Below are 16806 nucleotides of genomic sequence, written 5' to 3'. Positions count from 1 at the left end.
AGGTGCCGGCGGTCGGCGCCCGGACGGGCGCGCGCCAGGGCCCTCCCGGGCGCGGTGTTCCTGGCGACCCCCGGAGAGGCTGACGTCCCGATGTCGAACGAAGACAAGCTCCGCGACTACCTGAAGCGGGCGATCGCCGATCTCCAGGAGACCCGCGAGCAGCTGCACGAGGTGACCGAGCAGCAGCGGGAACCGATCGCCGTCGTCGGGATGGCCTGCCGGCTGCCGGGCGGGGTCTCCTCGCCCGAGGAGCTGTGGGAGCTGGTCCGGGACGGTGTGGACGCCGTCTCCGACTTCCCGGCGGACCGCGGCTGGGACCTCCCCGAGGGCTCGGTCGCCGCCCGGCAGAGCGGATTCCTGCACGACGCCGGGGACTTCGACGCGGACTTCTTCGGCATCTCCCCGCGCGAGGCGCTCGCCATGGACCCGCAGCAGCGGCTGATGCTGGAGACCGCGTGGGAGGCGGTGGAACGGGCGGGCCTCGACCCGGCCTCGCTGCACGGCACCCGGACCGGCGTCTTCGTCGGAGCCGGCCACGGCGGCTACGACAGCGCCTCGACCGCCCGGGGGCCGGTCGACGGGTCGGCCGCCGGCCACCTGCTCACCGGCAACACCGTCAGCATCGCCTCCGGCCGGATCTCCTACGTCCTCGGCCTGGAGGGCCCGGCCGTCACCGTCGACACCGCCTGCTCCTCCTCGCTGGTCGCCCTGCACCTGGCCGTACAGTCGCTGCGCCGGGGCGAGTGCACGCTCGCCCTGGCCGGCGGGGTGACGGTGATGTCCACCCCGCAGATGTTCACCGAGTTCTCCCGCCAGGGCGGGCTGGCCGCCGACGGGCGGTGCAAGCCGTTCGCGGCGGCGGCGGACGGGACCGCGTGGGGCGAGGGCGCAGCCGTCCTGCTGGTCGAGCGGCTGTCGGACGCCCGGCGCAACGGGCACCCGGTGCTGGCGGTGGTGCGCGGCTCCGCCGTCAACCAGGACGGTGCGTCCAACGGGCTGACGGCGCCGAACGGCCCGTCCCAGCAGCGGGTGATCCGGGCGGCGCTGGCCGACGCGGGGCTCTCGGCTGCCGAGGTGGACGTGGTCGAGGCGCACGGGACCGGCACCCGGCTGGGTGACCCGATCGAGGCCACGGCGCTGCTCGCCACCTACGGTCAGGACCGTGAACGGCCGCTGCTGATCGGTGCGTTGAAGTCCAACATCGGGCACACCCAGGCGGCCTCCGGAGTCGCCGGGGTGATCAAGGCGGTCCTGGCCATGCGGCACGGGCTGCTGCCGCGCACCCTCCACCTCGACGCGCCGACCCCGCACGTCGACTGGACAGCGGGGGCTGCCGAACTGCTCGCCGAGGCCCGTGCGTGGCCGGAGACCGGGCGGCCGCGCCGGGCCGGGGTGTCCTCCTTCGGGGTCAGCGGCACCAATGCCCATGTGGTGCTCGAAGCGGTGCCGGAGCCGGCGGGGGAGGAGCCGGCCCGGGCCGACCGGCCCGGGAGTGTGCTGCCCTGGGTGCTGTCGGCGCGGGACGCCGCCGCCCTGCGGGCCCAGGCCGGGCGGCTGGCCACCCACCTCAGGACCCGTGGCCCGCTCGTCCCGGCGGACGTCGCCCACTCGCTCGCGACCACCCGGGCGGCCCTGGAGCACCGGGCGGTGGTCCTCGCCGCCGACCCGGAGGAGCGGCTGCGCGCCCTGGACGCCCTGGCGGGCGGGGTCGGGGGAGCCGGTGCCGTGCAGGGCGTGGTGGACAAGGGGGCCACAGCGTTCCTGTTCTCCGGGCAGGGGTCGCAACGGTTGGGGATGGGGCGGGAGTTGTCCGGCCGTTTCCCGGTGTTCGCCGACACCTTCGATGCGGTGTGTGCGGAGTTCGAGGCGCCGGTGCGGGAGGTGGTGTGGGGTGACGATGAGGAGTTGCTGAACCGGACGGACTTCGCGCAGGCGGGGTTGTTCGCGGTGGAGGTGGCGCTGTTCCGGCTGGTGGAATCGCTGGGGGTGCGGCCGGAGTTCGTGGCGGGGCATTCGATCGGTGAGGTGGCGGCCGCGCATGTGGCGGGGGTGTTCTCGCTGGCGGAGGCGTGTGCGTTGGTGGCGGCGCGGGGCCGGTTGATGCAGGCGTTGCCCGCCGGTGGGGCGATGCTGGCGGTGGAGGCGTCGGAGGAGGAAGTGCGGCCGCTGCTGGGCGAGTTCGTCGGGCTGGCGGCCGTGAACGGCCCGACCTCGGTGGTGGTCTCCGGCGCGGAGGAGGCCGTCGCGGCGGTCGGGGCGCACTTCGCCGACCGTCGTACGAGCCGGTTGCGGGTGTCGCACGCCTTCCACTCGCCGCTGATGGAGCCGATGCTCGACGAGTTCCGTACCGTCCTCAACGGGCTGACCTACCAGGCCCCTTCGCTCCCGCTCGTCTCCAACCTCACTGGCGCCATCGGCGCGGACTTCGCGTCCCCCGCCTACTGGGTGCGCCACGTCCGGGAGACCGTCCGCTTCGCCGACGGCCTGCACACACTTCACGGCCAGGGCGTCACCCGCTTCCTCGAACTCGGCCCGGACGGCGTGCTCAGCGCGCTCGCGGCCGCGTCCCTGCCCGCCGGGACGGCCCCGGTGGCCGTGCTGCGCAAGGACCGCCCCGAGGAGCCCGCCCTGCTGGCCGCCCTCGCCGGGCTGTACGTGCGCGGCGCCGGGCCGGACTGGACGGCGGTGCTCGCGGGCACCGGCGGCCGCCGCACCGACCTGCCCACCTACGCCTTCCAGCGGCAGCGCTACTGGCTGCCCGAACTCCACCGGGCGGAACCCGGCGCGCCCAGCGCCGACCCGGTCGAGGACTCCTTCTGGTCGGCCGTCGAGGCGGGCGACCTGCCGGAGGCGTCGGCGGTCCTGGGGATCGAGGCAGGGGCCGCCGAGGCCGCCGAGGCCTCGCTCGACCGCCTCCTCCCGGTGCTGGCCGGCTGGCGGGCCCGGCGGCGGCTGCTGGGCACTCTCGACTCCTGGACCTACCGGACCGCCTGGGCGCCGCTGCCGGGCCGCACCGACGGCGTGCCGACCGGCCGCTGGCTGGCTGTCATGCCCGAGACCGAGACCGAGGCCGAGGGCGAGAACGGGACCGAGAACAGGACCGGGACCGGGACCGGGACGGACGCGTCGGGCGAGGACTGGCCCGCCGCCGTCCTCGCGGCCCTGGTCGACCGGGGCCTGCGCGTCGAGCCCGTCGCCGGGCCCGGGGCGGTGGTCGCGCGGCTCGCCGACGGTCAGGGCGAGCCGGTCGCGGGTGTCCTCTCCTTCCTCGCCGCCGACGGCCGCCCGCACCCGGACCACCCCGAGGTCCCCAGGTACCTGCCCGCGACCGTCGCGCTGCTGCGCGCCCTGGAAGCCGCCGACGGACCGGCGCGGCTCTGGTGCCTGACCCGGGGCGCCGTCGCCGTCGACGGCAATGACCGGGTTCCCGCCCCCGAGCAGGCCCAGCTCTGGGGCCTCGGCCGGGTCGCCGCGCTGGAGCACCCGCAGCGCTGGGGCGGCCTGATCGACCTGCCCGGGACGACCGACACCGGGACGACCGACGCCAGGACGGCGGCCCGGCTGGCCGACGTGCTCGCCCGGGCCGCCGAGCCCGCCACCGCCGAGCCCCGAGCCGCCGCACCCCGGCCCGTGGAGGACCAGGTGGCCCTGCGCGCCGCCGGTGCCCACGTCCGCCGACTGACCCGCGAGGCCGCCTCCGCCCGGCCTGCCCGGTCCGTCCGGCCGGTCCGGTCCGCCCAGGACTCCTCCGGGACGCCCGACGGGTCCGGCTGGACGGCCCCCGCCGGGACGATCCTGATCACCGGTGGGACGGGCGCGCTCGGCGCCCACGTCGCCCGGTGGCTGGCCGGGGCCGGTGCCGAGCACCTGCTGCTGCTCGGGCGCCGGGGCCTCCGGGCGCCCGGGGCACCGGAGTTGAGCGAGGAGCTGGCTGCGCTGGGGGCCCGGGTCACCGTCGCCGCCTGCGACGCGGCCGACCGCGCGGCGCTGGCCGCCGTGCTGGCCGCCGTCCCCGCCGACCTGCCGTTGACCGGGGTCGTCCACGCGGCCGGGGTGCTCGACGACGGCGTGCTGGACGGGCTGACGGCCGAGCGCTTCGCGTCCGTGCTGCGGGCCAAGGCCGTCCCGGCCCGGCACCTCCACGACCTGACGGCCGACCACGATCTCGCCCTCTTCGTGCTGTTCTCCTCGATCACCGGTGTCCTCGGCAACCCCGGCCAGGCCAACTACGCCGCCGCCAACGCCTACCTGGACGCCCTGGCCGAGCACCGCCGGGCCGCCGGCCGGCCCGCCACCTGCCTCGCCTGGGGCCCGTGGGCCGGTGGCGGCATGGCGGGGGACCACCCGGGCCCGACCGGGCGGCTGCGGCGCAGCGGCCTCACCCCGATGGACCCGGCCCGGGCGGTGGCGGCGCTGGCCCGTGCGCTCGGTGCCGGCGCCTCCGGTCTGACCGTCGCCGATGTCGACTGGCGCGTGTTCGCCCCCGTGTTCACCGCCGCCCGGCCGAGCGCGCTGATCGCCGGCCTGCCCGAGGTCCGGCAGGCCGGCGCCGACGTCATCCCCGCCACCGGCGCCGAGGGCCGCTCCCCGCTGGCCGGGCGGTTGGCCGGCCGCGACGCCGCCGAGCGGCGGCGCCTGCTGCTGGAGCTGGTGCGCACCGAGGCCGCGGCCGTGCTGGGGCACGCCGCCCCGGTGACGGTGGGCGCCGACCGGGCGTTCCGGGAGCTCGGCTTCGACTCGCTGACCGCCGTCGAGCTGCGCAACCGCCTGGCCGCCGCCACCGGCCTGCGGCTGCCCGCGACCCTGCTGTTCGACCACCCGACGCCCTCGGCCCTGGCCGTCCGGCTGGACGCCGAACTGGCGGGCACCGCGGCCGGGTCGGCGGCCCCCGCCGTCGCGGCGCCGGCCGCCGACGAGCCGATCGCGATCGTCGCGATGGCCTGCCGCTTCCCCGGCGGGGTGGCGTCGCCGGAGGACCTCTGGGACCTGCTGGCCGAGGGCCGGGACGCGGTGGGCCCGTTCCCGGCCGACCGCGGCTGGGACGTCGAACGGCTGCTCCACCCGGATCCGGACCACGAGGGCACCAGCTACGTCGCCGAGGGTGCCTTCGTCACCGGCGTCGCCGACTTCGACGCCGCGTTCTTCGGGATCTCCCCGCGCGAGGCGCTGGCCATGGACCCGCAGCAGCGGCTGCTGCTGGAGACCGTGTGGGAGGCGGTGGAGCGGGCCGGCCTCGACGCGGGGGAGCTGCGCGGCTCCCGGACCGGGGTGTTCGTCGGCTCCAACTTCCAGGACTACCAGGTGTTGTTGGACGCGGCCCGGGAGGGCGTGGCCGGGCACGTGATGACCGGCAACGCCGCGAGCGTGCTGTCCGGCCGGATCGCCTACACCCTGGGCCTGGAGGGTCCGGCGGTGACGGTGGACACCGCCTGCTCGTCCTCGCTGGTCGCCCTGCACCTGGCCGCCCAGTCGCTGCGGCGCGGCGAGTGCGCGCTCGCCCTGGCCGGCGGGGTGACAGTGATGGCCACCCCGCAGGTGTTCACCGAGTTCTCCCGGCAGCGCGGCCTGGCCCCCGACGGGCGCTGCAAGCCCTTCGCCGGGGCCGCCGACGGCACCGGCTGGGCCGAGGGCGCCGGGGTGCTGCTGGTCGAGCGGCTCTCGGACGCCCGGCGGTTGGGGCACCGGGTGCTGGCGGTGGTGCGCGGCTCCGCCGTCAACCAGGACGGTGCGTCCAACGGGCTGACGGCGCCGAACGGCCCGTCCCAGCAGCGGGTGATCCGGGCGGCGCTGGCCGACGCCGGGCTGACGGCCGCCGAGGTGGACGCGGTGGAGGCGCACGGCACCGGGACCCGGCTGGGCGATCCGATCGAGGCCCAGGCGCTGCTGGCGACCTACGGGCAGGAGCGTGAACTCCCTTTGCTGCTGGGCTCGGTGAAGTCCAACCTGGGGCACACCCAGGCCGCCGCCGGGGTCGCCGGGGTGATCAAGACCGTGCTCGCGCTGCGCCACGGCGAGCTGCCGAGGTCGCTGCACATCGACGCGCCGACCCCGCAGGTCGACTGGACCTCCGGCGCCGTCGAACTGCTGGACCGGGCCCGGAGCTGGCCGGAGACCGGGCGCCCGCGCCGGGCGGGGGTGTCCTCCTTCGGGGTCAGCGGCACCAACGCCCATGTGATCCTGGAGGCCGCGCCCGCGTCCTGGTCGGACGGCCCCGCGCCCTCCTCGGCCCCCGCGTCCTCCCCGGCCCCCGTGCCCGCGCCGGACGCCGAACCCGCACCGCGGCCCGAACGGGCCGCCCCCGGACACCCGTTGCCCTGGCTGCTGTCCGCCCGCACCCCCGAGGCGGTGCGCGAGCAGGCCCGTCGGCTGGCCGCCCGGGTGCGGGCCGACGAGCCCGCCGCCGACGACGTCGCCCACGCCCTGGCCACCACCCGCGCGACCCTGGAGCACCGGGCCGCCGTGGTCGGGCCCGACCGGGCCGCGCTGCTGGCGGGCCTGGACGCGCTGGCCGAGGGCCGGGCCGACCCCGCCGTCCTGGAGGGCCGCAGCGCGGGCGACGGCGACCCCGTCCTGGTGTTCCCCGGGCAGGGCTCCCAGTGGGCCGGAATGGCCCTCGAACTCCTCGACACCGCACCCGAGTTCGCCGCCCGCTTCGCCGCGTGCGAGGCCGCTCTCGCGCCGTACACCGGCTGGTCGGCCACCGAGGTGCTGCGCGGCGCCACCGGGGCCCCCGGCCTCGAGCGGGTCGAGGTGGTGCAGCCGGTGCTGTTCGCCGTGATGGTGTCGCTGGCCGAGCTGTGGCGTGCCCACGGCGTCCGGCCGGCCGCCGTGCTCGGCCACTCCCAGGGCGAGATCGCGGCGGCCTGCGTCGCCGGCGCGCTCTCGCTGGACGACGCCGCCCGGGTGGTCGCGCTGCGCAGCCGGGCGCTGCGGCAACTGGCGGGGCTCGGCGGCATGGTCTCGGTGGCCGAACCGGTCGCCGCCGTCCGGGACCGGCTCGCCCGCTGGGACGAGCGGATCTCCGTCGCCGCCGTCAACGGGCCCGGTTCGGTGGTGGTCTCCGGCGACCCCGGCGCCCTGGACGAGTTGCTCGCCGACTGCGAGCGGGCCGGGGTGCGGGCCCGCCGCATCCCCGTCGACTACGCCTCGCACTCGGCCCAGGTCGAGCGGATCGAACGGGAACTGCTGGAGCTGCTGGCCCCGGTCACCCCGCGCAGCGCCGACATCCCGTTCTGCTCCACCGTCACCGGCACGCTGGTCGACACCGCAGAGCTCGACGCCGCCTACTGGTACCGCAACCTGCGCCGGACCGTCGAGTTCGAACAGGCCACCCGCACCCTGCTGACGGCCGGACACCGGGTGTTCGTCGAGGTCAGCCCGCACCCGGTGGTCACCACCGGCCTCCAGGAGACGATCGACTCCACCGCTCTGCCCGCCGCCGCCCTCGGCACCCTGCGCCGCGACGAGGGCGGGCCCGGCCGCTTCCTGCTCGCCCTGGCGGAGGCCCGGGTGCACGGCGCCCGGGTGGACTGGCGGCGCTGCTTCGCCGGAACCGGCGCCCGGCCCGTCGACCTGCCCACCTACCCCTTCCAGCGGCAGCGCTACTGGCCGAGCCCCGGCGCCACGGGCGGCGACGTGACCACGGTCGGCCTGGCCGCGCCGGACCACCCGCTGCTCGGCGCCGCCGTCGAACTCGCCCGGGACGGCGGCCTGCTGGCCACCGCCCGCTGGTCGCTGCACACCCACCCCTGGCTCGCCGACCACCGCGTCGCGGGCACCCTCGTCGTCCCCGGCGCGGCCCTGGTCGAGGCGGTCGTCCGGGCCGGGGACGAACTGGGCTGCGGCCGGATCGAGGAACTCACCCTGCACGCGCCGGTCCTGCTGCCCGAACGCGGCGCCCTCCAGGTGCAGATCGAGCTCGGCGCGCCGGACGGCACCGGCCTGCGCCCGGTCGCGGTGCACACCCGCCCGGCGGAGGCGGACGCCCCGGAGGCGTGGACCCGGCACGCCGAGGGCCGGGTCGGCCCGGCCGCCGCCGAACCGGCCGCCGGGCCCGCCGCGCAGTCCTGGCCGCCGGCCGGCGCCGAGCCGGTCGACCTCGAGGGCTGGTACCCGGCCCTGCGCGCCGACGGGTACGGCTACGGCCCGGTGTTCCAGGGCGTGCGCGCGGCCTGGCGGCTCGGCGACGCCGTCCACGCCACCGTGGACCTGCCCGAGCCCGCCCGCCCCGACGCCCCCCGCTACGGCCTGCACCCGGCCCTGCTCGACGCCGCCCTCCACCCGGCCGGGCTCGGCCCGCTGCGCGGCCGCCCCGGACTGCCGTTCGCCTGGAGCGGCGTCACCCTGCAAGCCACCGGGGCCACCGCGCTGCGGGTGACGCTCACCCCGGCCGGGCCGGACACGGTCGCCGTCCGGATGACCGACCCGGCCGGCCGGCCGGTGGCCACCGTCGAGGCGCTCGCCGTGCGCCCGCTCACCGGGGCCGCCCTCGACCCGGCCGCCCGGGTGGCCCGCGAGGCGCTGTTCCACCTGGACTGGCCGGCCCTGCCCGCCCCCGCTCCCGCCCCCGCCCAGGCCGGGCCGGGCGCCGGCCGCTGGACCGTCCTCGGCGAACCGCCGGCCGGGGCGGCCGCGCTCGCCGAGGCCGGGGTGGAGCTGGCCGACGGCGGTGAGGTCGTGCTGTTCCGGGCCACCGGGCCGGACCCGCAGGCCGCGCTCGACCACGCCCTCGCCGTCCTGCGCGAGCACCTCGCCGGGGACGGGGAGACCACCCTGCTCGTCGTCACCCGCCGGGCCGTCGCCGTCCACCCCGCCGAGCCCGTCCACGACCTCCCCGCCGCCGCCGTGCACGGCCTGGTCCGCTCCGCCCAGAGCGAGCACCCCGGCCGGATCGTGCTCGCCGACCTGGACGACGACCCCGCCTCCTGGCGCGCCCTGCCCGCCGCCCTGGCCGCCGCCCGCGCCACCGGCGAACCCCGGCTGGCCCTGCGCCACGGCACCGCGCACGCCCCCCGGCTGGCCCGGGCCCACACCGCCGCCCCGCTGCCCGTGCCCGACGGCCCGTGGCGCCTGGACATCCGGACCAAGGGCACCGTCGACCAACTCGCCCTGCTGCCCGCCCCGGACGCCGCCGAACCGCTCACCGACGGCCAGGTCCGGATCGAGGTCCGCGCCGCCGGCCTCAACTTCCGCGACGTCCTCAACGCCCTCGACATGTACCCCGGCGGGGCCCGGCACCTCGGTTCCGAGGCCGCCGGCATCGTCCGCGAGACCGGACCGGGCGTCACCGGACTCGCCGTCGGCGACCGGGTGACGGGCATGGTCCCGGGCGGCTTCGGCCCGCTCGCCGTCACCGACCACCGCCTGCTCGCCCGCGTCCCGCAGGACTGGACCTTCGCCCGGGCCGCGTCCGTCCCCGTCGCCTTCCTCACCGCCTACTACGCGCTGCGCGACCTCGCCGGACTCCGGGCCGGCGAACGCCTGCTCGTCCACGCCGCCACCGGCGGCGTCGGCATGGCCGCCGTCCAACTCGCCCGGCACTGGGGCGCCGAGGTGTACGGCACCGCCAGCGGGGCCAAGCAGCACCTGCTGCACGCCGACGGCCTGCCCGCCGACGCCGTCGCCTCCTCCCGCAGCCTCGACTTCGAGGACCGCTTCCGCACCGCCACCGGCGGCGCCGGCGTCGACGTGGTGCTCAACTCCCTCGCGGGGGAGTACGTCGACGCCTCGCTGCGCCTGCTCGCCCCCGGCGGCCGGCTGATCGAGATGGGCAAGACCGACGTCCGGGACGCCGACCAGGTCGCCGCCGACCACGGCGGCGCCCGCTACCGCGCCTTCGACCTCCAGGAGGCCGGCCCGGAGCGGATCGGACAGATGCTCGCCGAACTGGTCGACCTCTTCGAGCGGGGCGCCCTGCGGCCGCTCCCGCTCACCTGCTGGGACGTCACCCACGCCCGGGAGGCCTTCCGGCACATGGCCCAGGCCCGGCACACCGGCAAGATCGTGCTCACCGTGCCCCGCCCCTGGGACCGCGAGGGCACCGTCCTGATCACCGGCGGCACCGGCACCCTCGGCGGCGAACTCGCCCGCCACCTGGTCGCCCGGCACGGCGTGCGGCACCTGCTGCTGGCCGGACGCCGCGGCCTCCAGGCCCCCGGGGCAAAGGAGTTGAGCGAGGAACTGACCGCCTCCGGGGCCGAGGTCACGGTCGCCGCCTGCGACACCGCCGACCGCGCCGCGCTGGCCGCCCTGCTGGCCGCCGTGCCCGCCCGGCACCCGCTGACCGCCGTCGTGCACGCCGCCGGCGTCCTGGACGACGGCGTGGTGGCCGCCCTCACCCCCGAACGGCTCGCCACCGTGCTGCGTCCCAAGGCCGACGCCGCCCGGCACCTGCACGACCTCACCCGCGGCCTCGACCTCGCCGACTTCGTCCTGTTCTCCTCCGCCGCCGGCGTCTTCGGCCCGCCCGGCCAGGGCGGCTACGCCGCCGCCAACAGCTGGCTCGACGCCCTCGCCCAGCACCGCCGGGCCGCCGGCCTGCCCGCGACCTCGCTCGCCTGGGGCCTGTGGGCCCGGGCCAGCACCATGACCGCCCACCTCGGGGCGGCCGACCGGGCCCGCGCCGAGCAGTCCGGGGCGCTGACCCTCGACACCCCCGACGGCCTCGCCCTGTTCGACGCCGCCCTCGCCGCCCGCCGCGCCCTGCTGGTGCCCGTCCGGCTGGACACCGCGGCGCTGCGCACCCGCGCGGCCGCCGAACTCCCGCCGCTGCTCCGGGACCTGGCCCGCGGCCGGACCCGCCGCACCGCCCGGTCCGGGCCGACCGCCGACGGGCCGGGCGGGCTGCCCGCCCGGCTGGCCGGGCTCGGCCCGGCGGAGCGCCACGCGGCGCTGCTCGACCTGGTCAGCGGCTGCGCGGCGGCCGTCCTCGGCCACCGCACGGCCGAACAGGTGCACGCCGCCCGGCCGTTCCGCGACCTCGGCCTCGACTCGCTGACCGCCGTCGAACTGCGCAACCGCCTCGCCACCGCCACCGGCCTGCGGCTGCCCGCGACCCTGGTCTTCGACCACCCCACCCCCGGGGCGCTCGCCACCCACCTGGCCGAGGCCCTCGGCGGGCCGGCCACCGGCCCCGCGACCGGCGGCGCGCCGGGCGCCGCCGACGAACCGGTCGCGATCATCGGCATGGCCTGCCGCTTTCCCGGCGGCGTCGATTCCCCCGAGCAACTGTGGGCCCTGCTGGCCGACGGCGCCGACGCCGTGGCCGACTTCCCCGCCGACCGCGGCTGGGACCTCGACCACCTCTACGACGGCATCCCCGACCACCCCGACTCCTCCCGCACCCGCCAGGGCGGCTTCCTCGACGACGCCGCCGGTTTCGACGCCGACTTCTTCGGCATCGGCCCGCACGAGGCGCTCGCCATGGACCCGCAGCAGCGGCTGCTGCTGGAGACCGCCTGGGAGGCGGTGGAGCGCGCGGGCCTCGACCCGGGCACGCTGCGCGGCAGCCGCACCGGGGTGTTCGCGGGCCTGTCCGCCAGTGACTACCTCGACCGGGTCACCCGCATCCCCGAGGAGTCCGCGCCGTACGTCAACACCGGCAACGCCGTCAGCGTCGCCTCCGGCCGGGTCGCCTACACCCTGGGCCTGGAGGGCCCGGCGGTGACGGTGGACACCGCCTGCTCCTCCTCGCTGGTCGCCCTGCACCTGGCCGTGCGCGCGCTGCGCGGCGGCGAGTGCACCCTCGCCCTGGCCGGCGGGGTGACCGTGATGTCCACGCCGATGATCCCGGTCGACTTCGCCCGCCAGCGCGGGCTGGCCGCCGACGGGCGCTGCAAGCCCTTCGCCGAGGCCGCCGACGGCACCGGCTTCGCCGAGGGCGTCGGCGTGCTGCTGGTCGAGCGGCTGTCGGACGCCCGGCGCAACGGGCACCGGGTGCTGGCGGTGGTACGCGGCTCCGCCGTCAACCAGGACGGCGCCAGCAACGGGCTCAGCGCCCCGAACGGCCCGTCCCAGCAGCGGGTCATCCGGGCGGCGCTGGCCGACGCCGGGCTCTCGGCCGCCGAGGTGGACGCGGTGGAGGCGCACGGCACCGGGACCCGGCTGGGCGACCCGATCGAGGCCCAGGCGCTGCTGGCGACGTACGGGCAGGACCGTGAACTCCCTTTGCTGCTCGGCTCGGTGAAGTCCAACCTGGGGCACACCCAGGCCGCCGCCGGGGTCGCCGGGGTGATCAAGACCGTGCTCGCCCTGCGGCACGGCGTCCTCCCGCCGAGCCTGCACATCGACCGGCCCACCGGCCACGTGGACTGGTCGCAGGGTGCGGTGGAACTGCTCACCGAGGCCCGCGCCTGGCCGGAGACCGGGCGGCCGCGGCGGGCGGGGGTGTCCTCCTTCGGGCTCAGCGGTACCAACGTCCATGTGCTGCTCGAAGCGGCCCCCGAGCCGGCCGTCACCGAACCTCCCGTTTTCGAGTCGGCCGTTCCGGAGCCGGCAGTTGCGGAGCCGGCCGTCAGCGACCCGGCCGTCAGTGACCCGGTCGCCGTCGACGCGCCGGTGCCGCTGCCCTGGCTGCTCTCCGCCCGCACGGCCCAGGCGCTGCGCGGCCAGGCCCGCGCCCTGCTCGACCACCTCGACGCCCTCCCCGGCGCCGCTCCCGCCCCGCTCGACCTCGCCCACGCGCTCGCCACCCGGCGCGCCCTGCTGGAGCACCGCGCCGCCGTGCTCGGCACCGGCCCCGAGGAACTGCGTGCCGGTCTGGCCGCCCTCGCCGACGGCGCCCCCGCTCCCGGCCTGGTCACCGGCCGGCACACCGCGGGGCGGGACCGCCGGGTCGTCCTGCTGTTCCCCGGCCAGGGCTCCCAGTGGACCGGCATGGGGGCCGAACTCCTCGACAGTTCAGCGGAGTTCGCCGACACCGTGGCCGCCTGCGAACGGGCCCTCGCGCCTTGGACGGACTGGTCGCTGAGCGCCGTCCTGCGCGGTGCGCCGGACGCCCCGTCGCTGGACCGGGTCGACGTCGCCCAACCCGCGCTCTGGGCCACCATGATCGGCCTCGCCGCCTGCTGGCAGGCCCGCGGCGTCACCCCGGCCGCCGTCCTCGGCCACTCCCAGGGCGAGATCGCCGCCGCCTGCGTGGCCGGCGCGCTCTCCCTCGACGACGGTGCCAGGGTGGTCGCCCTGCGCAGCCGGGCCATCGCCCGCGAACTGTCCGGCCACGGCGGCATGGTGTCGGTCCCGCAGCCGCACGCCGAGGTGCTCGCCCGGATCGAGCCGTACGGCGGCCGGATCTCGGTCGCCGCCGCCAACGGACCCGCCGGGACGGTGGTGTCCGGCGAACCCGAGGCCCTCGACGCGCTGCTGGCCGGCTGCGCGCACGACGGCGTCCGGGCGAAGCGGATCCCCGTCGACTACGCCTCGCACTCCGCCCAGGTCGAGCGGATCGAACAGACCCTGCTCACCGAGCTCGCCGGGATCACCACCCGCCCGGCCCGGATCCCGTTCTTCTCCACCGTCACCGCCGACCGGCTCGGCGACACCCCGCTGGACGCCGGCTACTGGTACCGCAACCTGCGCCGCACCGTCCGTCTGGAGGAGTCCGTCCGCGCCCTGCTCGCCCAGGGCCACGACGCCTTCCTCGAATGCAGTCCGCACCCCGTGCTCACCATGGCCGTCGAGGACACCGTCGCCGACGCCGGCGCCCGGGCGGTGGTGCTCGGCACCGTCCGGCGCGCGGACGGCGGCCCCGCCCGACTGCTGGCCTCGCTGGCCGAGGCGCACGTCCACGGGGTGCGGATCGACTGGAGCCCCGCCCTGACCGGCGGCCGCCCGGTGGACCTGCCGACCTACGCCTTCCAGCGCCGCCGCTACTGGCTCGCCCGGTCCACCTCCGCGGCCGGTGCGGCCGACCCGGCCGGGCTCGACCGCGCCGTCCACCTCGCGGGCGGCGACACCGTCCTGCTCACCGGCCGGATCGGCACCGCGACCCACCCGTGGACGGCCGACCACCGGGTGCGCGGCACCGCCGTCCTCCCCGGCACCGCCCTGCTCGACTGGGCCGTCCGGGCCGGCGACGAGGCCGGCTGCCCGACCGTCGCCGAACTCACCGAACGCGCCCCGCTGGTGCTGCCCGAGCAGGGCGCCCTCGACCTCCAGCTCACCGTCGGCCCGGCCTCCGACGACGGCCGCCGGCCGCTCACCGTCCACGCCCGCCGCACGGAGGCTGCCGCCGACGCCCCGTGGACCGTGCACGCCACCGGCGCCCTCGCCCCCGGAGCGGCCCCCGGAGCGGCCACCGACGGGCACCCGGGCGACCGGCCCACGGACGAGGCCCTGCCGCCGGGCACCGGGGCCGGCACCGAGCCGGAGGAGTACGGCGAGCGGTTCCGCACCCTCCGGGCGCTCCGGCCGGACGGCGACACCCTCGACGCCGAGGTCGCCCTGCCGGAGGAGCACCGGGCCGAGGCGGCCGGCTTCCGGCTCCACCCCGCCCTGCTCCAGGCCGTGCTGGCGACCACCCGGGGCGGGGCCGCCGGCCAGCCCGTCGACTGGCGCGGCGTCACCCTGCACGCCACCGGCGCCACCCGGCTCCGGGTGCGGCTCACCGCACGCCCCGACGGCAGCCACGCGCTCAGCGCCGTGGACGCCGACGGCGCCCCCGTGCTCACCGCCGAGGCCGTCACCGTCCGCCCGTTCGCCACCGACCGGATCGGCCCCGAGGTCGACCCGCTCCACGCGGTCGAGTGGTGCCCCGTCACCCCCGGCGAACCGCGCGGGACCGTCGTCCTCCTGGGCGCGGACGGCGCGGAGCGCACGGACGGTACGGACGGCACGGATGGTACGGACGACACCCCGCACGCCCCCGGCCACGCCGACCTGGCCGCCCTCACCGCGGCCCTGGACGCCGGTGCCCCCGTGCCCGACACCGTCCTGACCCGCCTCACCGCCGTCGACGGCGACGACCCCGCCACCGCCGCCCACCGGGCCGTCCGGGCCGCCCACCGGCTCGCCCGCGACTGGCTCGCCGAACCCCGGCTGGCCGGCTCCCGGCTCGTCCTGCTCACCCGGGGCGCCGAGGCCACCACCCCCGACGAGGACGTGACCGCCCTCGCCCAGGCCGCCGTGCACGGACTGATCCGCTCCGCCCAGGCCGAGGAGCCCGGCCGCTTCCTGCTGCTCGACCTGGACGACGACCCGGCCTCCGAGACGGCGCTGGCCGCCGCCCTGGCCGTCCCCGACGAGCCCCGGCTCGCCGTCCGGCGCGGCACGGTGACGGCCCCCCGGCTGCGCCCGCTGCCCGCGCCCGCCCCGGCGACCGCGCCCGACTCCGGGCCCGGCTCCGCCGACCGTCCGGCGTGGTCCTGGACCCCGGACGGCACCGTCCTGATCACCGGCGGCACCGGCACCCTCGGCGCCCTGGTCGCCCGCCACCTGGTCACCGCCCACGGCGTCCGCCACCTGCTGCTCGTCGGCCGCCGGGGTCACCAGGCGCCCGGCGCAGCGGAGTTGAGCGAGGAGTTGACCGCCCTCGGCGCCCACGTCACCCTCGCCGCCTGCGACACCGCCGACCCGGCCGCCCTGGCCGCCCTGCTCGCCGCCGTCCCGGCCGAGCACCCGCTCACCGGAGTGGTGCACGCCGCCGGCGTCCTGCACGACGGGCTGTTCGCCGACCTGACGGACGAGCAGTTCACCGAGGTCCTGCGTCCCAAGGTGGACGCCGTCTGGCAGCTGCACCGCGCGACGGCCCATCTTGACCTCTCCGCCTTCGTCCTGTTCTCCTCCTTCGCCGCCACCGCCGGCGGACCGGCCCAGGCCAACTACGCGGCCGCCAACGCCTTCCTCGACGCCCTGGCCCACCGCCGCCGGGCCGAGGGCCGCCCGGCGGTCTCGCTCGGCTGGGGATACTGGGGAGAATCGAGCGCGATGACGTCCAGGCTGGACGCCGTGGACATCGCCCGCTTCGCCCGCTCCGGCATGCTGCCGCTCACGGCCGCCCGGGGCCTCGCCCTGCTCGACGCCGCGCGCAGCGTGGACCGGCCGCACCTGGCCGCCGTACGGCTCGACCGCTACGCCCTCGCCACGGCCGGTGCACCGCCGCTCTTCGCCGACCTGCTGCCCCGGCGCGCCACCGCCCGGCGCACCGCCGCCGGGTCCGCCGGAACCGCCGGATTCGCCTCCGGCGGCGGCCCGGGCGTCCCGGACCGGCTGGCCGGCCTCGGTGCCGCGCAGCAGGAGCAGCTGCTCCAGAGCCTGGTCGTCGGCCATCTGGCCGCCGTGCTCGGCCACCCGTCACCCGACGCGGTCGAACCGGAACGCGGCTTCCTCGACCACGGCATGTCCTCGCTGGCCGCCGTCGAACTGCGCAACCGGCTGAACGCCGAGCTCGGGCTGCGGCTGCCCACCACCACGATCTTCGACCACCCGTCACCCGTCGCCCTGGCCGCCCGGCTGCGCGCACTGCTCGGTGCGGCGACGGAGCCCGCGGCCCCGGCCCGGCCCGTGTTCGCCGAACTGGACGGGCTGGAGACCGCGCTCGACACCGCGCTGACCGGCGCCGACCTGGACCCGGACGCCCGGGCCCGGCTGCTCACCCGGCTCAGGAACCTCCAGTGGCGGCTCGACGACGGCGCGGCGGAGCCGGCCGGCGGCGGCGCCGCCCCGGACACCGGCCTCGACGGCAGCACCGACGACGAGATGTTCGACCTGATCGACCGCGAACTCGGCCTCGCCTGACCGCCGCGGGGGCATCCGCCGCCCCGCCCCCGTGCCCGCCGCGCCACCGGCCGCCGACCCGTACCGCCCTTCCGA

At 78.0% G+C, this 16806-nt stretch carries 1 protein-coding gene; it reads left to right on the top strand.

Going from position 1 to position 16806, the window contains the following annotated elements; translation table 11 throughout:
* Positions 1 to 90: 90 nt before the first annotated feature.
* Complete coding sequence (locus tag AB0O91_RS07040) at positions 91 to 16731, top strand: type I polyketide synthase (protein ID WP_363428739.1); 16641 nt, start codon at positions 91 to 93, stop codon at positions 16729 to 16731.
* Positions 16732 to 16806 lie beyond the last annotated feature (75 nt).

The organism is Kitasatospora sp. NPDC089797 (assembly GCF_040684795.1).
Lineage (GTDB): Bacteria > Actinomycetota > Actinomycetes > Streptomycetales > Streptomycetaceae > Kitasatospora.
Note: the sequence above shows the minus strand (reverse complement) of the source record. Positions and strands in the feature narration are given on the sequence as shown.

What these genes read in the sequence shown, in the direction of transcription:
- AB0O91_RS07040 (WP_363428739.1), top strand. Translation starts at nt 91, where the DNA reads ATGTCGAACGAAGACAAGCTCCGCGACTACCTGAAGCGGGCGATCGCC.